Here is a 24054-nt window from a genome sequence, read left to right on the forward strand (position 1 = left end):
CGGCAGCCACATCTCCCTTCAAGAGATAGCAGGAGGCGGTGATGGCGACGCAGCAAACCCAGGTCCTTGGAAGGGCCCTGCTGACGCCGGCCGTCGCATTGCTGTTCATCTGGATGATCGTCCCACTCGCCATGACGATCTATTTTTCGACGCTGCACTATAGCCTGCTCGATTCGGAAGCCTGGAGCTTCGTCGGGCTGGAGAATTTTCGATACTTTCTCACCGATCCCGCTTTTCTGACCGCACTTCGGAACACGCTGGTGCTGGTCGGTTCGGTGCTGGCAATCACCATTTTGCTCGGCACGCCGCTGGCACTGCTGCTCGATCAGCAGGTGGTCGGGCGCAGCATCATCCGCTTGATGGTGATCGCACCGTTCTTCGTGATGCCGACCGTCAGCGCGCTGGTCTGGAAGAACCTCTTGATGCATCCGGTGTCCGGACTGTTCGCCTGGGTCGCGACGCTCGTGGGCACAACGCCGATCGACTGGTTCAACGATGTGCCATTGTTCTCGGTGATCCTTATCGTGGCCTGGCAATGGCTGCCGTTCGCCACCCTCATCCTGTTGACGGCGCTGCAGTCCCAGGACGAGGAGCAGAAGGAAGCCGCCGAGATGGACGGGGCGAGCGCGCTTTCGACGTTCATCTATCTCACCTTGCCGCACCTCGCGCGGCCGATCACTGTGGTCATCCTGATCGAAACGATATTCCTGCTGACCGTGTTCGCCGAAATCTTTGTCACCACCGGCGGCGGCCCCGGCCTGGCGACCACCAATATCGCATTCCTGATCTACACGCAGGCGCTGGTCCAGTACGATGTCGGCAACGCCTCCGCCGGCGGACTGGTCGCGGTCGTGATCGCCAATATCGTCGCGTTCTTCCTGGTGCGGATCGTCGGGCGGAATCTGGAGGCGTAAGCGATGGCACGCAAGGTCACAGCAAGACGCGTCTGGGTGTCCACCGCTGCGGCGTGGTTGTTCGGATTTCTGATTTTCCTGCCGATCTTGTGGATGGTGCTGACGAGTTTCAAGACCGAGCTTGAGGCGTTCTCGATGCCGCCAAAATTCCTGTTGTTTCACTGGACCACTGAGAATTACGCGACGGTGCAGGAGCGCAGCGACTACTTTCATCATGCGGTCAATTCGCTTCTCATTGCAGGCGGCTCGACGCTGATTGCGATGATCATTGCCATTCCGGCGGCCTGGTCGATGGCGTTCGCACCAACCAGGCGTACCAAGGACATTCTGCTCTGGATGCTCTCGACCAAGATGATGCCATCGGTCGGCGTGCTGCTTCCGATTTACCTGATCTACCGGGACTTCGGACTGCTCGACAGGCGCGCCGGACTGGTCATGATCCTTTGTCTCGGAAATCTGCCGATCGTGATCTGGATGCTCTTCACCTATTTCAAGGAGATTCCGAAAGACATTCTGGAAGCGGCGCGGATGGATGGGGCGACCATCGGGCGCGAGCTCGTTTACGTGCTGACGCCGATGGCCATTCCAGGCCTTGCCTCGACGCTACTGCTCAATTTCATTCTGGCGTGGAACGAGGCGTTCTGGACGCTGAACCTTTCGACATCGGACGCAGCGCCGCTGACGGTGTTCATTGCCTCCTATTCGAGTCCAGAGGGCCTGTTCTGGGCCAAACTATCCGCCGCCTCGACGCTCGCCATTGCTCCGATCATCATTCTCGGTTGGTTCACCCAGCGGCAACTTGTTCGCGGGCTGACGTTCGGCGCCGTCAAATAGCAAAGGGATCAGGGATCATGGGCCAGATCACGTTGCAGGGGGTCCGCAAGTCGTTCGGGCCGGTCAACATCATCAAGGATGCCAATCTGGATATCGAGAACGGCTCCTTCGTGGTTTTCGTCGGACCATCCGGCTGCGGGAAGACGACGCTGTTGCGCCTGATCGCCGGACTAGAGGATGTCACCGGCGGACAGATCCTGATCGACGGCAGGAACGTGGTGGGCGTGCCGCCGGCGAAGCGCGGCCTGTCGATGGTGTTCCAGTCCTATGCGCTCTATCCGCATATGAGCGTCCGCGGCAACATCGCGTTCGGCCTGAAGATGGCCGGCCTGCCGCGCTCCGATATCGACCGCAAGGTGGAGGCCGCGGCCGCCACGCTGAACCTGACGCCCTATCTCGACCGGAAGCCGCGCGAGCTTTCCGGCGGACAGCGCCAGCGCGTCGCGATCGGACGGGCAATCGTGCGCGAGCCCAAGGCGTTCCTGTTCGATGAACCCCTGTCAAATCTCGACGCTGCGCTGCGGGTCCAGATGCGAATGGAAGTCGCCAAATTGCAGAAGCAACTTGCGACCACCGCCATCTATGTCACCCATGACCAGGTCGAGGCTATGACGATGGCCGACAAGATCGTCGTGCTCAACGCCGGCAACATCGAACAATACGGCTCGCCGCTGGAGCTCTACGAGCGCCCGGCGAATCTTTTCGTCGCCGGTTTCATCGGCTCGCCGAAGATGAACTTTGTGCCCGGCGAAGTGGCCGGCGAGCCCAGCGTCGCCACGCTCGGCGTCAGGCCCGAGCATCTGAAGATCGGCAAGGAAGGGGAAGGCTGGCCCGGGACCGTATCGGTCGCCGAGCATCTCGGCAGCGATACCTTCCTCTATGTCGACGCCGGCAAACTTGGCTTGCTGACGGCGCGTTGCATCGGAGAATTCAACTTCAAGGCCGGCGACCGCATCTGGCTTTCGCCCGATCCCGCGCGCTTGCACCGCTTCGACAAGGACGGCGTGGTCATCAGGACATGAGCGGATGGCGCGCCGCGCCGCGATGAGCAAACAGGAAGAACAGGATTATGTATCTGGAAAAATTCAAGCTTGACCGAAAAACGGCCCTGGTGACCGGCGCCGGCCAGGGAATCGGACTTGCCTGCGCCGAGGCCTTGGCGGAGGCCGGAGCGAAGGTCGTGATCGCCGATCGCGACTCCCAACTTGCCGATACCGGGTGCGCTAGTCTGAAGGCGAAAGGTCTGGATGCCGAGATCGTCATCATGGACGTAACGGACTCGAAGCGCGTTACCGAGGTCGCCGACCAATTGGCATCCCGCTACGGCGGCATCGATATCCTTGTCAACAATGCCGGCATTGCGCGAAGCGAGACGCCGGCCGAAAAGGTTGCCGACGAACACTGGAACAACGTCATCGACGTCAATCTCAACGGCACGTTCTGGTGCTGTCGCGCCTTCGGCAAGCACATGCTGGACGCGAAGTCCGGTTCCATCGTGAACATCGGGTCGATGTCAGGCTTCATTGTCAACAAACCGCAGGAGCAGTGCTACTACAACGCCTCCAAGGCCGCGGTGCACCATCTCACCAAATCGCTCGCGGCCGAGTGGGGGGCACGCGGCGTCCGCGTCAACGCCGTGGCGCCGACTTATATCGCGACCCCACTCAACGCATTCGTCAAGAACAGCCCGCGGATGTACGATGCCTGGATCGGCGGCACGCCAATGGCCCGGATGGGAGAGGTCGACGAAATCGCGTCCGTCGTCCTGTTTCTGGCGTCTGACGCCGCAAGCCTGATGACCGGGAGTGTTGTCCTTGTTGACGGAGGCTATACGTGCTGGTGAGCTGGCGCTGAACTAAGCGGGGGTGCAATGCAGCAGGCCTTCATCGGCATCGACGTCGGAACGTCGAGCGCCCGCGCCGGAGTGTTTGACGAGAACGGAACCTTGCTGGCGACCGCCCGGCATCCGATCACGCTATGGCACGAAGCGGGCGGTGTCGTCGAACAGTCGTCGTCCGAGATCTGGTCAGCATGCGCCGCGTCGGTTCGCGCGGCGATGGGGGAGGCCGCCATTCCGCCTTCCGCAGTCAAGGGCCTGGGTTTTGACGCGACCTGCTCGCTCGTGGTGCTCGATGCTGGCGGCCATCCGCTGACGGTAAGTAGCTGCGGCGACGACCGAAGGAACGTCATCGTTTGGATGGATCATCGCGCTATGGCCGAAGCGCACGAGGTCAACGAGACGCAGGACGAGGTCCTCCGCTATGTCGGCGGCTCGATCTCGCCGGAAATGGAAATTCCAAAACTGCTTTGGCTGAAACGGCACCTGCCGTCGACCTATCGGTCGGCGGGTCATTTCTTCGACCTTGCCGACTATCTTTCGTTTCGTGCCACCGGATCAACGGCCCGGTCGATATGCACCGTCGTCTGCAAATGGAATTATCTTGCCCACGATCAGCGCTGGTGCCGCAGCTATTTCGAGCGCGTTGGTCTTGGCGATCTTGCCTCGGACGAATACGCGCGAATCGGAAGGGAGATCGTCGCACCCGGCACGTCGCTGGGGGCCGGCCTGACGAAGTCCGCGGCACAGGATTTGGGGCTTCTCGAAGGCACGCCGGTCGCCGCGTCGCTGATCGACGCGCACGCCGGCGGCGTGGGCACGATTGGTGGACGCGGGAAGTCGGGTGAGCCGGTCGATGTGTGTCGTCGCCTTGCCTACATTATGGGGACCTCGGCTTGCATCATGGCAACGACGCGTGAGCCGTGCTTCGTCCCCGGCGTCTGGGGTCCCTATTGTTCAGGAATGGTGCCGGGGTTCTGGCTCAACGAAGGCGGTCAGTCCGCGGCCGGTGCGGCCATCGATCATCTCGTCGGGTCTCATCCTGCCTACAACGAGGCCGTCGCGACTGCGCATGCTGCCGGCATGGAAGTTCTGGAATTTCTCGAACGGCGTATCGTCTCCCGCGTCGCGAGTCTGGGTGAAGCTGCGATTTTTGCCCGAGACATCCACGTTCTGCCCGAGTTTCTCGGCAACCGGTCGCCCTTTGCCGATCCCTACTCCCGCGCGGTCGTTGCAGGCATGGATCTCGACGCCGACATCGGCTCGATGGAGCGACTGTTCGTGGCCGGACTGTGCGGCCTTGCGTATGGACTTGCCGATGTCGTCGAAGCTTTCCGATCGCACGGCGTGGACAGCGACATGATGGTGATCAGCGGCGGCGCAGGACGAAGTCCGCTGGTTCGCCAGATCATGGCGGATACGACCGGCCTGACCGTTGCGGTTCCCGAAACGCACGAGCCCGTCCTGCTCGGTGCCGCCATGCTGGGTGCGGTTGCGGCGAAGTCTTGCGGATCAGTCGGTGAGGCGATGGCATCAATGTCCGCGATCGGCCGGCTGAGCGAGTCGACACCGCCGGGATTAACCGATTTCCACCGGACAAAGCGGCGGGTTCACGGGCTGATGCGAAAGCTGGAGCAAGATAGCCGTAGTGCGATGCAGGGGATCGCATCGATCGCCGCACTTGATATGAAGAACTAGAGCCATGCTGCTGAGTTGTGGAGATGCCCTGGTCGATTTCCTGCCGGTCAAGTCCTCGGATGGACGCGACGCGGCCGTGCCAGTTGTCGGAGGATCCTGCCTCAACATCGCTGTCGGCATGGCGCGTCTCGGCGCTCCGGCGGGGTTTGTAGGCGGCATCTCGACCGATCTCTTCGGCCGCATGATTGCCGAACACGCGTCGGCCTCGCAGGTCGATCTTCGCTACGTGACGCGCAGCGAGCATCAGACGACGCTTGCGTTCGTCCGCACTATCGCGGGCGAGCCGCAGTATGCGTTCTATGACGAGGCGACGGCGTCCCGAAATTGGACCTACCAGCGCGGCTCCATCCCCTTCGACGAGATCGAAGCGGTTCATGTCGGATCGACCACGCTTGCCAACGACAATGGGGCAGCCCAGGCGTTGGCGATGATCGAAGACGCAGGCGGCTCGACCACCATCTCCTTCGATCCGAATTGCCGACCCAATTTGGTCAGGCACAAGGCGCGCTACGTCGATCAGATGAATGCATTTGCCGCCGCTGCAGACATCGTGCGGATGTCGGATGTCGATTTTGAATTTCTATACGGCGGCAACGACTATGCGGGAAAGGCCAAGTCGCTCATCGAGGCGGGCGCCGGCCTGGTTGTTGTCACCCGTGGAATCAAGGGAGCGCAGGCATGGCATCGAGGGGCAGGCGCAGTCGAGGTTCAGGCCCCCGCCGTAGACGTGGTGGATAGCATTGGGGCTGGCGACAGTTTTCAAGCGGCGCTCCTATTCGCTTTGCATACGATCGGAAGGATCAAAACCCACCCCCTGTCGCAGATGAATTCCAACCAGCTTTGTCGAGTGCTGTCGTTTGCCTCGATTTGCGCGGCCTTCACGTGCGGGCGGGCCGGGGCCGATCCGCCGCGCCAAACGGATGTCGGCCCGGCATTGTCTCGTCTTCTTGCCAGATATGTCGAATGAAACGCGAGATATCGCCCGGCCGCGACTTTGTTGGCCTAGATTCCTTTGACCCGATTTGGAACAGCGCCACGATTGATGGACTGGACTGACCCACACTTCCTTACGTTGATTGTCATTGGACGAAAATTGAAAGACGGCGCCTAGCAGCGGACCTCACACTGGGCGGCGACGCATTGCCGGTGGCGGGCTAGTGTGTTGCGAGTCTCTGAACCCTGGCGGTCGCGGCAAGGAGAGGTGGTTCACCTACGTCGGCCCCGCGTTCTCCGGCGTGACGAGTGTCACGATTACGACTAACAAAAAGGCTCCGTGGGGCAAGCCTCGTGACGGCTGGCAAGTGCATACTTCCACGTCATTCTGAATCTAGTCCAATCTTTAAGTCTCGCCGCCGGGGTGCCGTTGAAGAGGCCCGGCGGCGAAATCACGTCAATACCCACCAAAACCGCAAGCATCGATCCGAAGGCGACGGTCCGAACTGCGCACATCAGGAGATGAGAGACGCGGCTTCGCTGGCCGCCGTGCGAGTGCCGCAACGATCTGTGTCGTGCACAAAGCCGGGCGCGCCCTATCTTTGATCTTCGGCATGGCGCGTGAGGCGTCGACATGCAATGCCTCGCACTTGTTGTCTTCCGACATAACCGGTGGGGCAGTGCGCTGAATGCGTTCTCGCGCGGCTCTCGGCGAACGCGAAAGTCTCCCAAACCCACTGCGAGTGCAATAGGAAGTAAAATCGTTTTGGTTGTCTCGGTTTTTCCTCCAGTTGAGGCCGTAGAACAGCGCTCAGAGTTTTGCAAACGTCTCAGAACTGCTCAGTTTTGGCCGCATCAAAAACGGGTGGGATTGCAAAACCAGCTGAGGCAAAACAACGACTTAGCCCAAAAATCGATAGGCTCACACCAAGGCAGTGCTTGCGCGCGAGCCTTGGGTTGGCCAGTTCGATCCGCTGTCGGGATAGGCCGCGAGGAACGTAGCGAGATCCTCCGGTCGAGGGAGAAGCACGCGCGTCCTTGATCCGGAAACCACAGATCGGGTCGAGCTGCAGATGCCTGAATGCCTTTTCCGCTCATGAGGATGTGGCATCGAAGCGTCCGGCAAACAAATGAGCCATCGCCATGTCGGTCTGCAACCGAACCATCTCAGGATCCAACGGACTACCTGGCGCCGGGTGAGCCAAAGCTCAGCGCGAGCGGATCGAGCGAGTCCTGCTTTCTTGGCAGGTGATGGATTGCTAAGCCTGTCGCAAATCGCTCTCTTCCACGGCCGGCGGCGGTACCGTCGCCGCGACCACAACGACGCCGGCGAGCGAAATGGCCGCCGCTACCGCAAGACCGATCTCATAGCCCGACGCGAACGATGCCACACCTGCAGCCGCCGCGACGCCGGCGAGCTGTGCAATCCGGCTCGCCGCATTGTTGATCCCGGAGGCGAGCCCCTCATCGGCCCGGTCTACGCTCGACATGACGGAGGCGGTGAGCGGCGCCACCAGCACGGCAAAGGAGACGCCCAGCAGCGCCATCGGCCCGATCACGCCGATCATCAGGGAAGCCTCCTGGCTTAGCGCCATCCAGCCATAGGCCAGAGCCGCACCAGCCGGCCCGATAATAAGCATAGCCCGGGCTCCCATCTTGTCTGCCAAACTGCCGAAGACCTTCGACAGGAGGCCGACGCCGAGGGTGAAGGGCAGGAAGGCCAGCCCGGCGTCGGTCGACGGCAACCCGCGACGGTCTACGAGATCAAAGGGCAGGAGGAAGAACATGATCGAAAGCCCACCGTAGACAAGTAGTGTTGCGAGATTCAGACCAAAGAAGGCGCGGTTTTTCGCGAGGCGGGGCGGCGTCATCGGTTGCCCGCAATTGCGCTCCCAGATGGCGTAGAGGGCGAGCCCAACGACACCGAGGCCGGCTACGGCCGCGATCGTCATGGCCGACAGCGGCGGACTAGCGGTGGCGCCCTGCGCCTCGCTTGGGCCAATCTGGCTGAGTGCATAGGCGAGCACGCCTAGCGCCGCGGTGAGGATTGCGGCGCCTATTACGTCGAACCGACGCGGTTCGCGCCGATCCTCTGGCGCGAAGGCTAATAAGATCCCGACCGCAACGAGTGCGAGCGGTGGATTTATCCAGAACACGGACGGCCAACCAAACGTCTCGGTCAACCAGCCGCCCAATGCCGGCCCGCCAGCGGTGGTTAGCGCCGATGCCGCCGCCCACACGCCGATCGCCCGATTTCGCTCGTCCCGCGGATAGGTGGCGCCGATAAGGGCGAGGCTCGCCGGCGTGAGAATCGCTGCGGCGATCCCCTGCACGACCCGGGCGGCGATCAGCCAGGCCGCCGTTGGAGCAAGCGCGCAAGCCGCCGACGCCAGACCGAACAACATGCAGCCGACCGAGAGCATGCGCGCCTTTCCATGGACGTCGGCGAGTGCGCCACCGACCAGCGTGAGAGACGCCAACGCGAGTACATAGCCGTTGAGGACCCACTGAACGGATGCGAGATCGGCGCCGAAATCGGCGCGCAGCCTCGGCAGTGCCACCGTGAGGGCGGAACCATCGATGAACGCCATTGAGGACGCGAGCACGCATGCTGCCAGCACCAACTGGCGGCGCCGGAGCGGAATTTCATGCCCGAGCTCTCGCGGACATGGTTCCGCTGCAATAACGCCGCGACTGCAAGGCTCGACAAACGGCTGCGCCATGACATTCTCCTCAGCTCACGCGGCTCCGGTCAAGGTCATTGAGCCACTCGTAACTACCGCGCTGCTTGAGCAGTGCAACGGCAAACAAACACGGTCCCATTCGATCCCCTGATGGTACTCTTGTCCGAGAGCTTGGGACATGTGCTGGTGAATGGCGCGGCTCGACAGCAAACCGGTCCGACGCAGACAGTAACGAAGTTCCTCGTCTGTCATCCGGCGGACCACCACGGTCGCGACGCCGTTGCCGATCAGGTTGGTGAGCGCGCGGCCTTCGCTCATGAACTTGTCGATGCCCCGAGGATCGCCAGCGCTTTGATCGGAATTCCGGGGACCATCGCCAGGGTCGCGGCCAGGGTGACGAACCCGGCGCCCATCACACCCGAGGCGCCTTTCGAGGTCAGCATCGCGATCGCCAGGATGCTTAGCTTCTGGCCTAGCGTGAGGGGCGTGTTGGTCGCCTGGGCGAGGCCAGCGTTGCCAGCGTCATGTAGATGTTGGTGCTGGCGCAGAGGATGATTGACGAAGCACAGATGCCGGCTGCGCACTTTTTGTCATGGAATCGAGCTTGCACATTCAGCGCTCGTCCGCGGGATACCAGAGTGCAAATCAAGGGCCTGCGCGCACCGAGAAGCTATCACCACTGCGAGCGCCCGTTCTCCTAAAGAACGCCGCAACGAAATCGCAACGAATTGGGTGAAACGACCGTGAACAAAACGTGACGGAAACACCGGTCAAAGCAAGAAAAATCAATAACTTAGAAGGTATTCACTGCGTTCGGGACGGACGGTCTCGAATTCGCAACTCTTACATTCTCCGAGAGCTGAGGCCACGTTGCTCCATAATCCGCCATACCGCTCACGCCAGGCGTTGCGCCGCTAATCCTGCAGCGACCTGACAATTCGGCTCAGGCGCTCATCGTTGGCGGCAACTTGAGCAACGCCATTCCGACAGGCGAGCAGCGTTCATGTCCGGGTAAGTTGACTACCATTTGCTCAAAGGAAACCCGAGCTATCCGGCGCGCAATAACGCGACAGCCTGATCAAGCCCAAAGAAAAACCGGACCGTTATGCAGCAGCCATCTGCATAATGGTCCGGCCTGACTGTTTGTAGCGCGGATATTCTGTTGGCGAAAGCTGCGGCCTGTCCGTGCTGCAAACGGCGTAACGGACCTCAGATGTTATCCGGATAGTAAGAGGTTTCGCTGAACCGCTACTTCTTTTTCTTCTTGGCTGTCTTCTTTGCCTTTGCCTTCTTCGCTTTCTTGGCCATGTTGCCCTCCGTGATCCCAAAAGTTGGCTCGATGCAAGTCGACAATCGACGTGCATAGATTCAGAATACACCATGGTTGCAAAATTGATACTGCGCGCTTCGAAGAGGGTAAACGACCATCACACAGTCGCAACTTGCAATCGGACGAAGCCCTCACCTGATGTGTGGACACCGCGCGCTTCGACGGATCAAGACGGGAAGAAGTTCTCATGTGGCCGGTAGACGAAGTCGACGACGGCGAGGAGCCACCGGTCCCTGATTTCATGGCGACGGAAGCGCGCAATCCGGCCCACCACTACGAGCTGCTCGGTGTGATTCTGTCGCGCGGGGCGTCTGGGCGCGAGATGCGCATTGGAAGCGTTATCTCGTGTGCCGGGCGGACAAGCCGAGATATTCGCTTGCGCCGACAACTTCCACGGAAGCACTCGCGGTATCACCGGCTTCAGCACTGACGCGGTGGCACGCGAGCATTTCGGACCGTTCGCGCTCGCCAGGGCACTGGAGGAGGGGATCACGACATCATTTGGGAACAACTGGCAAGCTATTGATATTGCTAGACGGCAGCGGCAACGTGAGGCTACCGCTACCCACGCAACAGGGATTCGTAATCGTGCGGCTTGTCCACGTGTTTCCAGCGTGCTGATTCCGCTCATGGGGTGCCTTATGAGTACTGGCGTTTGTGTTATCGTCCGGGAAGGTAGCCCGATCCGGGAGGCGCTGTATTTTCATGGCCTTGCCAGCCGAACATGGTGCAGCCGCCATCAAAGTTGAGGATGAGGCTGCCGACTCGGACCAAGCAGCGCCCGTCATCTTCACTCGTCGCGCCAATGATGCCCTAGTCCTCTGCGCAAAGCGTGAATGGTTAGGCTTCAATGTCGGCGGAAGGGAAGGTGGATGACACGCCGTTCGGCCGCGGATCGAGGGATACTGCGCAGTGCTGAGAATTGGAATTGTCTCGGATACCCACGGGCTCCTGCGGCCTGAGGCTGAGCAAGGGCTTGCCGGGGTGGCGCATATCATCCACGCTGGCGATATTGGTCGCGCGGACGTTCTCGTCAGACTCCGCCGGATTGCGCCTATCACTGCAATTAAAGGAAACATCGATACCGGGGACTGGGCGAAACATTATCCCGACACTCAGGTGGTACGGCTCGGGGAGCGGTCCTTCTATGTCTTGCACGACCTTCAGCAACTGCAGATTGATCCAGCAGTTTGCGGGATTGACGTGGTCGTTTCCGGCCACTCGCATCGACCGCGGATCCAAACGACTGATGGTGTGCTCTATCTAAATCCTGGAAGCGCCGGGCCACGGCGTTTCAAGCTGCCTATCACACTGGCTACTTTGGAGCTTACCGCAAGCGACCTTCGGCCGGTCATTCACGACCTTAGTCGCGCCGAGTGATTCAACGAGGCTCAGGGCATTGCCGCTTGGCTGTCACCGACGGCATCGCCGATCTGACGCCGAACTTGCGCGCCTCGTATCTGGCGGCGGCCACCACACCTCGCTCCTTCGACCCGCCCACGGCGACCGGCTTGCCGCGGAGGAGGTCAGGATATCGCGCTGCTCGACCGACGCGTAGAACGCATCCATGTCGATATGGATGATTTTGCGCCGAGGCGGCGCCGAGATATCTTGTTCCCGATCGGATGAGCCCATGCGCGGAGAGTACAGAAACCGGCCGGGGAAGTCGTTGGATTTCCTAAATGGACGTGATGGCCCCGTTCTGATCCCTCTCTACTTTGGATGTCGCTCCATAGCGTCCATATGGACGCCGAACGAGGAGCGAACCGCACGCGGTCCAAACCGACACCAATATACCGATCGGGCAGCGGCGCCTGAGTCGGTGAATTACGAGTTAATTTTCCGGCAAATTTCGCCGCTCGGCGCCCCCGCGACTCAGTCTATGACGTCTTCGTCGCACGAAAAAGCGAGTGCACACAGATGCCAAACTCGAATGACGTCGCCAGCAACGAGATGCTTTGGGAGCGCGTCCTGTCCCTGCTCGTCGTGGGTGCCAGCGTGTTGGGCGGAAGCGCCGTTTTGCTGATACAGGCATTGCCGCCGATACTTCACGGATTTCCATAGAGGCGGAATCGGTTTTGAGTGGCACACGAGCCCCAAGTTGAGCGGCGAAGGAGTGTCCAATGAAACGTCCAACTACAAAAATTTCCGCCAGCGTAAGTCATTGGTATCGCTTAGAAAAATCAATTTGAGACAGAGCGCTTCACCCGCTCCAAATTGTTTCAATAGCTTAGAGCCGATTTTCCGAAGATTTCATGTCGCGCGCATCGCTTCGAAGCGGGACATAGAGTTACGCAGCATGACCAACGGTTTCTTGAAATTTCGGCAGACATTACCATCCGTTTCCAATTGCTCCATGTGACATGGTTGGCACATGAAATGCCGCTGAGGTTCGAAGTCTGTTCGTGCGAGCCGCGCTGATGTTTGAACAACGCACCTCGTCGATTCTACATCGTCCAGTTGCATTCTTCGATTGAGAGAGTAGACATTCAATCAAACATTCGAATCAACCAGGCATTTGTCGCTCAATGCGGTACGGGCAAGCTTGTGTCGCGGGACGGGAGATAGCGTGATCACGATAGGTATTCGGGCAGCGCCGAAGGTCGTCACTTTCGCTGTCTATGACTCGGATTCTCGCACGGTCATTAACGTCGAAGAAATAAAAATCCCGGTGGCGTTCTCCCTTCCGGATCGGTTGAAGTACGTGAGAAGCAACCTTTTGGATGTGCTCCGCGAGTACAAGATCGTGCAGGCTGGAATCCGCGAAACGGAGCCGGCGGCGCAGAGCAGCAACATCGAGCGCATTCAAATCGAAAGCATTATTCAAGAGGCGTTCGCGAGCAGCGAGTTAAAAGGCTATTACGTCGGCCAAATCGCATCGATTTCTGCGAAGATTGGAATTGACCGGACCGCGTTCAAGCCACTCGTCGAGGGCTCGCGCGAATATCACGTCGAGAACTGGACAGCGATGACTGCTGCTGCCCGCGAGGCCGTACTTTGCGCGGTAGGGGCCGTGAATGCTTAAGCCGTACAACAGGGCGGAGCTGCACTTCGAGTTCATCCGGGAAATTGGCGGGGACGGGAGGAACTCCAGAACATTCGTTTCACAGGATCATCAGCTCAACGCAGAGATAGTGATCAAACAGATCGATAAGACGAAGCTGCCGTCCGCGGTCAACTTTTTCGATGAGTCTATGGAAATGGCTGCTTGTGTGCGCGAAGCGGACATTCGCCAAATCAAATTTCTGGTGCGATTTTGTCGTGTGAATCGGCTGTACGATTAGTGGCGATTTGTCCCTTGCCTGCCGACCCTGGGTGGCTCGAGCATGACCTCCTTCAAGCGATCGCCACTGGCGATGACGACCACGAAGTTGAGTTTGCCATCCTGCTTCATCAGACCTCCGGCAAGAGCGCTTCCCGCTGCAGCTCTCTCAGCGATGCGCACGGCGTCTGACAGCTCTTGCTCAACTGACTTCAGGGCAATGATGTTGCCTAAATCCTCTCGATCGAGTTCCCTCAGCGATGACGAAATTTCCGTTTCTGTAACGCTCCCGGTGTTCGCATCTATGACATTTTCCCAAATTCGCTCGTGTCCTACCGTCCGCACTCGATAAGCGAGCGGTCCGGACATTTCAAAGCTAACGTCCGCGGTCCTTGAACCGTTGTGCAAATGCTCGGCGATCGCTACCGCCTGACTGAGTGGTATTTTTATGGTGCGAAATTGCTCGAGCAAGCGACGAATCACCGCCTCCTCGGCATCGCCTTGCGCGGCTACGCCGCTATTTGCGGCGTCCAAAGGTGTGTGGGTGACATCGGCTATCGCGCCCGTAGCAACAAGCGTGGCAAACCAAACCATAAACGCTAACAATCGCTTCTTATGCATGAGGTGGATCCTGTAACGCTGGTCAAGAAAGACCGGTGGCCTTATTGGTGTGTATCGAAACTCCGATCGGCGAGGGGGCCACGGCAAACTCCTTGCCCGGGCGCACAGGCAGGAAGTCAGACTGGCTGGTATCGATGACAACTGCTTCCGGTCCCTTCAGATCGGAGGGCGCGGGCAGCAGTGAATCGGCTGCAAACAGCAGCACGAGCAACGCTCCGCCGACCCACAGAAAATATTCCCGCAGCGGAATTTGAGTATCGACTGAGCCGCGCGCACGCGTAGACAAAACGGATCTCCTGCTCACAGTGCCCGGCTCCTGCGCTGAAGTCCCGTCGGCGCGATCCAGGACAGCTCGTCGGCTGTTCGGCCTGATGTGGATGGCATGTGTTGCTTCCGTCTCGATTTCAGATGGCCCATGGCCGCGGTTGCAAGTGCGTGAGTTTGGCGTCGAAATGGCCGCGCGGGTCCTGACAAACGTTCCTGGATCCCGGGTCAATCATCAAGTGGCGCGCACCGTGGGCTGTTCGCGTCGGGGTAAAGCTGGGCGCCTCTGCGCACGAGCTCCGCCTCTATTATATTGAATGCGCATTCAACGGGTACGAGCCAGACGTTGACCGAATAGATGATGCAATCGCGAGCGAGGAGGGCTGACGTCATTAAGTGGCCTTACGCCGCTGTGCTTGTCGCTTGATCGGCACCGTCTCTCGATCGACGAACGCGCACAGCCCGGCAAGCAAGGATATCGTAACGCCCAGCAGCAAGCTCAGGCCTACGAGAGTCAGAGCCACGACCAGGTTCAGGGATGCGAGCGCAAGCCCCGGCCACGGATTTTCCTTTGCGAGCGACCACAAAAGTGTTGACATTCTCGGCCTCCGAAATACACTAAACCGTATAGTTCATATACATGTCTAACCGCGGGATGTGTCAAGAGCGAAGACTCACAAGCGCGTGTTCAGACGGTTGAAGGGCGGGGAATCGAAGCGTGACGCTGCGTTTCCCGTTCGAAAGAACGATGCCTCAGCAGAAGAAGGGATTCTGTATGTTCAAGTACACATTGGTCGTCATGCTGGCGGCGTTGTTCGGTAATGGGACTGCCTTTGCGCAGGAGAACCGCGGCACTCCCGAACAGAGGGCCGCATGCGCGCCTGACGCCTTCCGGCTGTGCCTTAGCTACATCCCTGACGCCACGCATGTGGAGGCCTGTCTCAGGCAAAGAAAATCAGACCTCAGCGAAGCTTGCAGAGCCGTCTTCGATCACGCTGCGGAAGCTGCTTCGGTCAGGACCATAGGGTCGCGCCGGTACCGCGGCGCAAGGGACGAGGAATGATCGCATGAACTCGATTTATATTCCTGCTGTCGCCGCGTTCGGCGGCTCGGCCTTCGGAGCGATCTCTACGATCGTGACTGGATGGGTGACTCGGCGGCGCAGGCTTGGCGAGCGCCACTACGCCCGCTCGATTTCCAAGCGCGAGCGGATCTATCGAAGTTTCATCGAGGAAGCCTCCCGACTCTACGCCGACGCGCTCGTCAGCGACAAATCCGAGATTCCGCAACTGGTCAATCTGTATGCCCTCATAGGGCGGATGAGGATTCTGTCCAGCGATCAAGTGGTTCAAGCCGCGGAGCGGGCAGGTCGCGTGATCATCGAAACCTACCTGTCACCAAACCGCGAATTTGTCGATCTGCCTGAGTTCATGGAGGAAATGGATCCCTTGCGTGGCTTCGGGGAAGCCTGCCGACGTGAATTGCATTCGATCCCATCTCGCTGAGGTCCCAAGCGATGCAGCAGCGGATAGGCCAAGCCGGATCGTCGTGCATTAGTCGGCGGATCGTACAAGCAGCGATCCGATTGCACCGCGACATCGGTTTCAAAAAGACCACCGTCGCCGATATCGCTCGCGGAGCGTCGATGTCGCCCGCTAACGTTTACCGCTTCTTCGCTTCAAAGCAGGCGATCGAAGAGGCGGTCGTGGCGGAGTTGTTTGAAGACGTCTCCGCGGCTGCAACGCTCGTGGCTCGCGACGGCTCCGCTCTGGAGCGGCTAACGGCTGCTTTGAGGGCAATCTCGCAGCTGCACGAACATCTTCTGGAGAACGACAGCAAACAACACGAATTGATCGCTGCGGCAGTACGAGAGAACTGGGCTGTTGCCCTGTCTTACGCAGACCGGATTCGGGGGCTTGTGCGCGCGATCATCGCTGACGGACAGGCGAGCGGCGAACTGCGACCGGGAAGTCCGATGGCGATGACCTGTTGCCTGCTTGAAGCAATGGACGGGTATCTCAATCCGTCGCGGATCAACGCGGCTACCGTTCGGCCGGCGTTTGACGAGATGATGGATTTCTGCGCAGGCGCCCTGCGTCATGCGCCGTGGGGGCAGTCGATCGACCTGGCGGCCGACTTACGTCCCAAAGCCGTGGCGCTAGGATAGCGAGCGGGGTCTGTGGCTGATTCACGGCCTCCAGTCTGCCTCGCAAGCCGCAAGAAAGAAATTGACCCGTTCGTGCAGGAACGTCGGCAGCTCTTTTCTGAGATCCTTCAGTTCCTCACCCATCAGCGATCTCATAAGCATCGGAAGCAGAATGAGGTCCATGAACATCTGCGCGGTCGCAACGCTCCGCTTTGCGCTGAAAGGTCCTTTTGATGAGCGCACGATCTTTTGCGTTGCCTCGTTCAAGAGCTGCGAAACTGCCCCAGCCGCGCGGTCGCGCGCCGCGTCGTGAACATTTCGGCTCAACTCGGGAAATCGCCGCGCCTCGGCGATCGTCGCGCGCGTGAGGTCCAACGTGTCCTCGACGAATCTCTCCACGATCTCGATGCCGAGATTGGTGAGCTTTTCCTGGATGGTGCGGCCTGTCGGCGTGAACCCGTCGAAATCAGTCAATCCGTTGATGGTCCGGGCCACCACAGCCACGAACAACGCCTCCTTGCCGGGGAAGTGGGCATAGATGGTCGGTTTGCTTGCAGGGGCCAACTCGGAGATATCGTCGATGCTGGCACTCCGAAAGCCTTTCTCGAGAAAGAGCTGCTGGGCTGCATCGAGAATCCGCGCCTGGACGTCGCCGGCAAGGTCCTTGGGCGGTCTGCCGCGTTTCGGGCTTTTGTTCTTCGCCATCACCGTCTCCTAATCACGAGCTTGTGCCCGCCTAAATCCCACTTGACATGCCCGGGAAGGAAATGCAATGAAAAGAAAATATACGGTATAGTTTACTTTAACCCGTCGAGGGCCGGCTTTGATTGCCACGCCTGCGACAGCTCATCCGGATGACCGGCTGGCCGCCACATGCGCGTTCGGCCCCCCTCATCCGGTGCAACCTGAGGAGATCGTCGTGACTGTGTGCAGGCCGGACTCGCCAAAAGTGGAGCAGGGCATTCTGCTGCGCGAACTGAATCACCGGATCAATAATGGGCTCGCCTCGGCAATCAACCTGGTCTCGGCCGCGGCTGTCCGAGCTGAGGGGCGTGAGGCCAAGCGCGCCTTAAGCGACATGGTCGAACTGTTGCATGGTTATGCCGATGTGCAGCAGGCGCTCGAAATGCCCAGGGGCAAGGCGCTGATCGACGCTGCGACATACATCCGCATGATGGGCTGCGCCATGCGCCGTTCGTTGCTGGATCGAATGAATATCCGACTGGCACTCGCCACCGAATCTCTTCCGCTCCAACCAGAGCGATGCCGGCGGCTGGGATTGATCGTCCACGGGCTCGTAACCGAGGCCGCGAAGCATGCGTGCTTCGAGGCGCGGACCGGAGAAATCAAGGTCAAGCTGACACGAATCGGCGCGGTGGTGAATTGCGTCGTCCTGGACAATGGGTCGCGGTCGGTACGGGGCGCCGCGGGACGCGGGGTCCGGATCAGCAATGATCTTGCCAAGGGCCTCGGTGGCCGGCTCGAGCACGGCTTCGGCACGGATTTCACATCCGTCGTCCTATCGTTTCCGCTGACAGAGCGTGAGCGGCAGGCGAACTGCGCGATGGCGAAGCGTCGCATCATCCGGTCGCCTAGCCGGTCAAAAGTCACCCCATCCGATGCCTCGGCGCTTTACCCAGGCGCGAAGTGCCCGGATCGGGGCAGCCGCCCCGTTGCAACTCGACCGGATCCGAATCCCGCTCGCGGAGCCCAACCGATCTCTGCCCGTCCAGCGCCGGATGCGCTGCGGGAGTTGTTGTCACCTGGTCACGTGTCATGAAACATCACTCTGAGATCCAAACTGAAATCGTTGGAACTGCCCGCAAAGGCAGGCTGACAGGGTCCGGCGTCCTAGCGGCCGCGCTTGTCGCAATCGCGCTGAGTGGCTGCAACGATCATGCCGCTGCTCCCGTCACGCGTGCCGCGATCGTGCGCACAGAGATCGTGCAGCCGCGCGACCGACAAGCCTCCGTCACCCTGACTGGCGAAATCCAGGCCCGGTTTCGCACAGATCTCTCGTTCCGAGTCAGCGGACGTGTGCTCGCGCGCTATGTCGATGTCGGCGCTCACGTCGAGGCTGGCGAGGTCCTGGCTCTGCTCGATCCGGTCGAGCAGCGGGCCGATGTCGATGCCGCGACCACAGCGGTCATAGCCGCAGAATCCCAGTTGCGCGTGGCCAGGGCGACCTTCGAACGGCAAAAGGCGCTGATCGCAAAAGGTTTCACCACGCGGACGGTCCACGATCAGGCGCAGGAAGGATTGCGAACCGCAGAAGGTGCGCTTGAAGCAGCAAAAGCGGAGCTCGGGACGTCGAAAGACGCCCTTGGCTATACCGCGCTGCGCGCCGAAGCGGCAGGCGTGGTCACCGCGCGCAATTTGGAAGTCGGCCAGGTCGTACAGGCCGCGCAACCCGTTTTCTCGCTGGCGCAGGACGGTGAACGGGATGCCGTATTCGACATCTACGAATCCCTCTTCTTTGGCGATCTCGACGACAGCCGCGTATCGCTGGCGCTTGTTTCCGACGCAGGCGTGACGGCGAACGGGCATGTCAGGGAAGTCTCGCCCGCGATTGATGCGAAGAGCGCGACCATCCGCGTCAAGATTGCCATCCAGGATCCGCCGGCAGCGATGACTCTTGGAAGCGCCGTTGCAGGAACCGTCAAAGCGAAAGCCGAACAGCAGATCGCATTGCCCTGGAGCGCATTGGCGGCGGCGGGATCGAAGCCTGCGGTTTGGACCGTCGATCCGGTGACCAAAACGGCTGCGCTCAGGCCGGTGACGATCGGCGGTTATGAAGCCCGTGAAGTGTTGATCGAGGCGGGCCTCAAGCCGGGCGAGCGCGTCGTGATCGATGGCGGCAAGCTGCTGAGCGTTGGCCAGGCCGTGACATATGAGGGAGACCGGTCATGAAGAGGCGCGCCATGATTGCAGCCGGCACGTTTATATCCGCGCTGGTGCTGGCTGGATGTCAGCAGGACGCGAAAGCGCCCGAGCCAGTGCGACCAGTGCTGTCGATGGTCGTTGAGCAGAGCCGCACGGACGGCATCGTTGCCGTGGGCGTTGTTGAGCCGCGGTACAAGACTAACCTCGCGTTCCGCGTCTTGGGGCGTCTGACAGGGCGTCCCGTCTCCGTTGGCGACCTAGTCAGCGAAGGGCAAACTGTCGGTGTGATCGATTCCACGGCTCTGGAGCTTGGGGTACGCTCGGCCAAGGCTGAGCTTACGAAGGCCGAGGCGCTGCTGGCGACTGCAACGGCGACAGAGCAGCGGCAGCGAACCCTCATCACAACCGACGCCACCACAAAGCAGACACTGGACAATGCCGAGCAGGCGCGGGCCGGTGCCGCCGCCTCGGTGGCGCACGCACAGGCGAACCTGTTCAAGGCCATCGAGCAACGGGGCTATGCACAGCTCAAGGTCGATTTCGCCGGCGTCGTCACTGCGGTGGGCGCAGAAGTCGGGCAGGTGGTCTCTCCTGGCCAGAATGTCGTGACAGTTGCGAATCCCGACATCAGGGAAGCGGTGGTCGATATCGGGGAGGATTTCCCGGTGCCGCTTGAAATCAACTTGCCATTCACCGTCGGCTTACAGCTGCTCCCCGCCGTTCAGGTCGAAGGCAAGGTTCGCGAGATCGCCCCGCAGGCAGACCCCGCGACACGCCTACGGCGAGTCCGCATCACCCTGAACAATCCCCCTGAAAGCTTCCGCTTAGGCACGACCGTTACGGCGCAGCTCGGCAAAGAGCAAAGTCCGACATTGCGCGTCCCCGCCTCAGCGGTACTCGCCAAGGATGGCGCGAATTTCGTCTGGGTCGTCGATCAGCGTGAGAGCACCGTGTCGCTGCACAAGGTCGATCTCGCCGGGGACCCCGCAGATGCCCGCGTCGCCGGCGGGCTTGCCCCCGGTGCGCGCATCGTGACCGCCGGAATCCACAGCCTCACGCCGGGGCAACACGTTCGTATCAAAAAGGATCAGAAGCCATGAAGTCGTTCAACCTTTCCGACTGGGCGCTCGAACATCGTTCGCTCGTCTGGTATTTCATGATCGCCTTCATGGCGGCAGGCTTCTTTGCGTACCTTCAGCTTGGTCGTCAGGAGGATCCCGACTTCACCATCAAAACCATGGTGATCCAGGCGCAGTGGCCGGGTGCATCGCCCGAAGATGTGACGCGTCAGGTCACTGACAGGATCGAAAAGAAGCTCGAGGAGCTGGAATCGCTCGACTACACCAAGAGCGTGACGGTCGCGGGCCAGACCACCGTATTCGTCTATCTGCGAGATACGACAAAGGCGGCTGACGTCAAGCCGACCTGGGTCCGCGTCCGCAACATGATCGCGGATACCAAGGGTGACTTTCCGCAAGGAGTGGTCGGACCGGGCTTCAACGATCGCTTCGGCGACGTGTTCGGTAATATCTATGCCTTCACCAGCGACGGCTTGACCCAGCGTCAGCTGCGCGACGAGGTCGAGGGTATCCGCGCCAAGGTCTTGACCGTGCCGGATGTGGGTAAGGTCGACATTCTGGGAACGCAGGACGAGGTGATTTACCTCGAATTCTCCACGCGGAAGATCGCGGCCCTTGGCCTTGACGTCCACTCGATCATGGCCTCCCTGCGGGGACAAAACGCGGTCGCGCCGTCCGGGGTGTTCCAGGAGGGGCCCGAGCGGCTCAGCGTGCGGGTGAACGGCCGGTTCACGTCGGAAGCAAGCCTGAACGCGGTCAATCTCCGTATCAACGACCGCTTCTTTCCGCTGACCGACGTCGCGACCGTCACGCGCGGTTATGCTGATCCCGCCAAGACCTTGTTCAGGTACAACGGCCAGCCTGCAATCGGGCTTGCTATCGGCATGAAGTCCGGCGCAAACCTGCTTCACTTCGGCGAAGTGCTGAAGGAGGAAATGTCAAAGGTCATTGCCGACCTGCCGATCGGCGTCGGCGTTCATCTGGTCGCCAATCAGCCCGTCGTCGTCGAGCATGCCGTGTCGGGCTTCACCCATGCGCTGTTTGAGGCCGTGGTCATCGTTCTCGCCATCAGCTTTCTCAGCTTAGGCATGCGCGCCGGTCTTGTCGTCGCAATTGCGATCCCGCTGGTTCTCGCCATTACCTTCGTGGTGATGGCCTATGCCGACATTTCATTGCAGAGAATTTCACTGGGTGCATTGATCATCGCGCTGGGCCTTCTGGTCGATGACGCGATGATTGCCGTCGAAATGATGGTGGCCCGACTGGAGCTCGGCGACCCTCTGGAAAAGGCCGCGACCCACGTCTATACGTCGACCGCCTTTCCCATGCTGACGGGCACGCTGGTCACCGTCGCGGGCTTCATCCCGATTGGGCTGAACAGCAGCAATGCCGGTGAATTTACCTTCACCCTGTTCGTGGTGATTGCGGTCTCCCTGATCGTGTCGTGGATCGTCGCGGTGCTGTTCACCCCGCTGCTCGGCGTCACCATCCTGCCCGCAAAGATGAAGGGGCACCATGGGGAGAAGGGCCGGCTGGCGCAGATGTTCGCCCGCCTGCTGCTCGTCTGCATGCATCACCGTTGGATCACCGTCGGCGTGACGGTTGCCGCCTTCTTCGTCGCGTTGTTCGGCATGACGTTCGTGCAGCAGCAGTTCTTTCCCTCGTCGGACCGTGACGAACTGGTGATCGACTGGAACTTGCCGCAAAATGCTTCGATTGCAGACACCAATGCGCAAATGGCGCGCTTCGAGCGTGAACAGCTGCAGGGCAATGGCTCCGTGGAGCATTGGTCGACTTATGTCGGCACGGGCGCGCCGCGGTTCGTGCTGTCGTTCGACGTGCAGACGGCCAATTCATGGTTTGGCCAGCAAGTAGTTGTGACCAAGGGCGGCATAAAGGCGCGCGACCTCGTCAAGGCGCAATTTGAGGAATATCTGAGGAAGACGTTTCCCGGTACCGACACCTACGTCAAGTTGCTCGAGGTCGGTCCGCCGGTGGGGCGTCCTGTGCAATACCGCGTAAGCGGGCCAGACGTCGCGAAGGTCAGGGATATCTCGCAGGAACTCGCCGGCATCGTCCGGAGCAACCCCGATCTCGGCAACGTCGTGTTCGACTGGATGGAGCCTGCGCGCGTCGTCAAGGTCGACGTTCTCCAGGACAAGGCACGTCAGCTCGGCATTACCTCGGAAGACATCGCCACGACCTTGAACTCGGTGCTCGAGGGCACGCCGATCACACAGGTTCGCGACAGCATCTATCTCGTCAATGTCACTGGACGCGCCACCGCGGTCGAGCGCGCCTCGATCGATACGCTCCGAGATCTGCAGTTAAGCGGGCTCGGCGGGCAGGCGGTGCCGCTCGGGGCCGTGGCCAATCTGCGCTACGAGATCGAGCAGCCGACGATCTGGCGCCGCGCGCGGATTCCCACGATCACGCTGAAGGCTGGCATCGTCACCAACGTTCAGCCGAAGACGATCATGGATCAGTTGGCGCCGAGGGTGGCGGAGTTCGCCAAACAACTGCCGGCGGATTATTCGGTGGCGATCGGCGGCTCCGTCGAGGAGAGCGCCAAGAGTCAGGCGCCGATCGTGGCCATCGTTCCGCTGATGCTTTTCGTCATGGCCACAATCCTGATGATCCAGCTGCAAAGCTTCCATCGCCTGTTCCTGGTGTTTGCGGTCGCGCCGCTTGCCGTGATCGGTGTCGTCATGGCCATGCTGCCGAGCGGCTCGCCCCTCGGATTCGTTGCCATCCTCGGCGTGTTGGCACTCATCGGCATTCTGGTCCGAAACTCCGTGATCCTGATTGTGCAGATCGAGGATCTGAGGAAGGAGGGACGCCGAGCCTGGGACGCCGTGGTGGAAGCGACCGAGAATCGCATGCGGCCGATTATCCTAACCGCGGCCGCCGCCAGTCTCGCGCTGATTCCGATCGCGCGCGAGATTTTCTGGGGCCCGATGGCCTACGCGATGATGGGCGGCATCATCGTCGGCACGCTGCTGACGCTCTTGTTCCTGCCGGCGCTCTATGTGGCGTGGTTCCGGATCCACCCTGTTCAAGACGATGGCCGGCCAACCCAAGAGGCCGTTGACCCGGCGCACGACAGCCATTCGTCGAATCCGACTCTCGCGCCGGCCGCGCCGGTGCCGGTCCTCGAGACCCAAATCTAAAACGGAGACCATAATGTCCTGGAAGATACACTTGACGCTGTCTGTCAGCGTGACGCTCGCAGCGATTTCCTTGGCGCCGACTGCGGTGTTTGCGCAATTCCCCGGTCCGCCTCCATTGGGGCCGGGCGGTCCTCCGCCGATCGCGGCCGGCGGTCCTCCCGCATTCGCTGGTCCTCCTCCCATGGGGCCTGGCGGTGCGGCGCATGCCGGCTTCGGCGGTCCGGCTCCTCGGCTGGGCGCCGGTGCTGGTCCGCGCGGCGATCTGAGGGCACTTGGCGGCGTCCGCGCTGGCGGTCGTGACGGACCCGCGGTTGCACGCTCGATCGAGGCTCGTTCTGCACCGGTCAGCGACGGCCGTTCAGGACGCTTCAGCCATGGTTATGGCGGGGGGGGGGGCGG

The 24054-nt window shown here is 60.6% G+C and carries 21 protein-coding genes and 4 pseudogenes; 18 read left to right on the top strand and 7 right to left on the bottom strand.

Annotation, left to right across the window (positions count from 1 at the left end):
• Nucleotides 1-41: 41 nt before the first annotated feature.
• From CP49_RS07240 to CP49_RS07265, 6 genes are read left to right on the top strand one after another with little or no spacing between them, the layout of a single operon-like run.
• Nucleotides 42-914: a carbohydrate ABC transporter permease gene (locus tag CP49_RS07240; protein ID WP_057849604.1), complete on the top strand. Its 873-nt coding sequence runs from the start codon at nt 42-44 to the stop codon at nt 912-914.
• A gap of 3 nt (nt 915-917) precedes the next feature.
• Entirely contained in the window at nt 918-1748 is an 831-nt protein-coding gene (locus CP49_RS07245; RefSeq protein WP_057849605.1) for a carbohydrate ABC transporter permease, read from the top strand.
• Nucleotides 1749-1765: 17 nt separating this feature from the next.
• Nucleotides 1766-2770 (top strand): ABC transporter ATP-binding protein, encoded by a 1005-nt coding sequence (locus CP49_RS07250; protein ID WP_057849606.1) that lies wholly within the window; start codon nt 1766-1768, stop codon nt 2768-2770.
• Between the two features lie 47 nt (nt 2771-2817).
• On the top strand, nt 2818-3591 hold the full coding sequence (locus CP49_RS07255; protein WP_057849607.1) for an SDR family NAD(P)-dependent oxidoreductase: 774 nt from the start codon (nt 2818-2820) through the stop codon (nt 3589-3591).
• Nucleotides 3592-3618: 27 nt separating this feature from the next.
• Nucleotides 3619-5283, top strand: a complete 1665-nt coding sequence (locus CP49_RS07260; protein ID WP_057849608.1) for an FGGY-family carbohydrate kinase — start codon at nt 3619-3621, stop codon at nt 5281-5283.
• Between the two features lie 4 nt (nt 5284-5287).
• A complete protein-coding gene (locus CP49_RS07265) occupies nt 5288-6250 on the top strand; it encodes a carbohydrate kinase family protein (protein ID WP_057849609.1) in 963 nt (320 codons plus the stop codon).
• Between the two features lie 1225 nt (nt 6251-7475).
• Here CP49_RS07265 and CP49_RS07270 read toward each other — a convergent pair.
• Nucleotides 7476-8939 (bottom strand): MFS transporter, encoded by a 1464-nt coding sequence (locus CP49_RS07270; RefSeq protein WP_063791642.1) that lies wholly within the window; start codon nt 8937-8939, stop codon nt 7476-7478.
• A 15-nt stretch (nt 8940-8954) separates the two neighbouring features.
• Nucleotides 8955-9438, bottom strand: a pseudogene (locus tag CP49_RS45775) (cation:dicarboxylate symporter family transporter); the annotation flags it as partial.
• 1139 nt (nt 9439-10577) lie between these two features.
• Between CP49_RS45775 and rocD the strand changes: the two are divergent.
• Both rocD and CP49_RS07285 read left to right on the top strand, forming a co-directional pair.
• Nucleotides 10578-10724, top strand: a pseudogene (gene rocD / locus CP49_RS49140) (ornithine--oxo-acid transaminase); the annotation flags it as partial.
• Nucleotides 10725-11142: 418 nt separating this feature from the next.
• The gene (locus tag CP49_RS07285; protein WP_057849612.1) at nt 11143-11610 is read left to right on the top strand and encodes a metallophosphoesterase family protein; all 468 of its coding nucleotides are present in this window, start codon (nt 11143-11145) and stop codon (nt 11608-11610) included.
• Between the two features lie 10 nt (nt 11611-11620).
• On the opposite strand, the pseudogene CP49_RS42320 reads toward CP49_RS07285, so the two are convergent.
• A pseudogene (locus tag CP49_RS42320) lies at nt 11621-11865 on the bottom strand (Y-family DNA polymerase); the annotation flags it as partial.
• A gap of 934 nt (nt 11866-12799) precedes the next feature.
• Between CP49_RS42320 and CP49_RS07290 the strand changes: the two are divergent.
• Nucleotides 12800-13255: a hypothetical protein gene (locus CP49_RS07290; protein ID WP_057849613.1), complete on the top strand. Its 456-nt coding sequence runs from the start codon at nt 12800-12802 to the stop codon at nt 13253-13255.
• Nucleotides 13248-13514 carry a hypothetical protein gene (locus CP49_RS45785; protein WP_057849614.1) on the top strand — a complete coding sequence of 89 codons (267 nt, stop codon included), beginning with the start codon at nt 13248-13250 and terminating at the stop codon, nt 13512-13514. Before CP49_RS07290 ends, CP49_RS45785 begins: the two co-directional genes overlap by 8 nt.
• Here the strand turns inward: CP49_RS45785 and CP49_RS07300 are convergent.
• The 3 genes from CP49_RS07300 to CP49_RS07310 all read right to left on the bottom strand — a co-directional run bounded on the left by CP49_RS07300 (nt 13511) and on the right by CP49_RS07310 (nt 14976).
• Complete coding sequence (locus CP49_RS07300) at nt 13511-14113, bottom strand: PepSY domain-containing protein (protein WP_057849615.1); 603 nt, start codon at nt 14111-14113, stop codon at nt 13511-13513. The two genes, CP49_RS45785 and CP49_RS07300, sit on opposite strands and share 4 nt — an antisense overlap.
• Before the next feature lie 22 nt (nt 14114-14135).
• Nucleotides 14136-14399 carry a hypothetical protein gene (locus CP49_RS07305; protein WP_057849616.1) on the bottom strand — a complete coding sequence of 88 codons (264 nt, stop codon included), beginning with the start codon at nt 14397-14399 and terminating at the stop codon, nt 14136-14138.
• A gap of 370 nt (nt 14400-14769) precedes the next feature.
• Entirely contained in the window at nt 14770-14976 is a 207-nt protein-coding gene (locus CP49_RS07310; protein ID WP_057849617.1) for a hypothetical protein, read from the bottom strand.
• A 119-nt stretch (nt 14977-15095) separates the two neighbouring features.
• Here CP49_RS07310 and CP49_RS07315 point away from each other — a divergent pair, with 119 nt between their 5' ends.
• From CP49_RS07315 to CP49_RS07325, 3 genes are read left to right on the top strand one after another with little or no spacing between them, the layout of a single operon-like run.
• Nucleotides 15096-15440 (top strand): hypothetical protein, encoded by a 345-nt coding sequence (locus CP49_RS07315; protein WP_245310563.1) that lies wholly within the window; start codon nt 15096-15098, stop codon nt 15438-15440.
• Between the two features lie 4 nt (nt 15441-15444).
• Complete coding sequence (locus tag CP49_RS07320) at nt 15445-15882, top strand: hypothetical protein (protein WP_057849618.1); 438 nt, start codon at nt 15445-15447, stop codon at nt 15880-15882.
• Nucleotides 15883-15893: 11 nt separating this feature from the next.
• The gene (locus tag CP49_RS07325) at nt 15894-16544 is read left to right on the top strand and encodes a TetR/AcrR family transcriptional regulator (RefSeq protein ID WP_057849619.1); all 651 of its coding nucleotides are present in this window, start codon (nt 15894-15896) and stop codon (nt 16542-16544) included.
• A gap of 21 nt (nt 16545-16565) precedes the next feature.
• Here the strand turns inward: CP49_RS07325 and CP49_RS07330 are convergent, their stop codons facing one another.
• A complete protein-coding gene (locus CP49_RS07330; protein WP_057849620.1) occupies nt 16566-17228 on the bottom strand; it encodes a TetR/AcrR family transcriptional regulator in 663 nt (220 codons plus the stop codon).
• 118 nt (nt 17229-17346) lie between these two features.
• On the opposite strand from CP49_RS07330, the gene CP49_RS07335 reads away from it, so the two are divergent.
• The 5 genes and pseudogenes from CP49_RS07335 to CP49_RS46640 all read left to right on the top strand — a co-directional run.
• Nucleotides 17347-18303, top strand: coding sequence for a histidine kinase dimerization/phosphoacceptor domain -containing protein (locus CP49_RS07335; protein WP_245310567.1), 957 nt, complete (start codon nt 17347-17349; stop codon nt 18301-18303).
• On the top strand, nt 18300-19433 hold the full coding sequence (locus CP49_RS07340; RefSeq protein WP_082645894.1) for an efflux RND transporter periplasmic adaptor subunit: 1134 nt from the start codon (nt 18300-18302) through the stop codon (nt 19431-19433). Before CP49_RS07335 ends, CP49_RS07340 begins: the two co-directional genes overlap by 4 nt.
• On the top strand, nt 19430-20506 hold the full coding sequence (locus CP49_RS07345) for an efflux RND transporter periplasmic adaptor subunit (RefSeq protein ID WP_057849622.1): 1077 nt from the start codon (nt 19430-19432) through the stop codon (nt 20504-20506). Before CP49_RS07340 ends, CP49_RS07345 begins: the two co-directional genes overlap by 4 nt.
• Entirely contained in the window at nt 20503-23655 is a 3153-nt protein-coding gene (locus tag CP49_RS07350) for an efflux RND transporter permease subunit (protein ID WP_057849623.1), read from the top strand. The genes CP49_RS07345 and CP49_RS07350 overlap by 4 nt, the downstream gene beginning before the upstream one ends.
• A 13-nt stretch (nt 23656-23668) precedes the next feature.
• A pseudogene (locus CP49_RS46640) lies at nt 23669-24054 on the top strand (hypothetical protein); the annotation flags it as partial.

The organism is Bradyrhizobium valentinum, assembly GCF_001440405.1.
Classification (GTDB): domain Bacteria; phylum Pseudomonadota; class Alphaproteobacteria; order Rhizobiales; family Xanthobacteraceae; genus Bradyrhizobium; species Bradyrhizobium valentinum.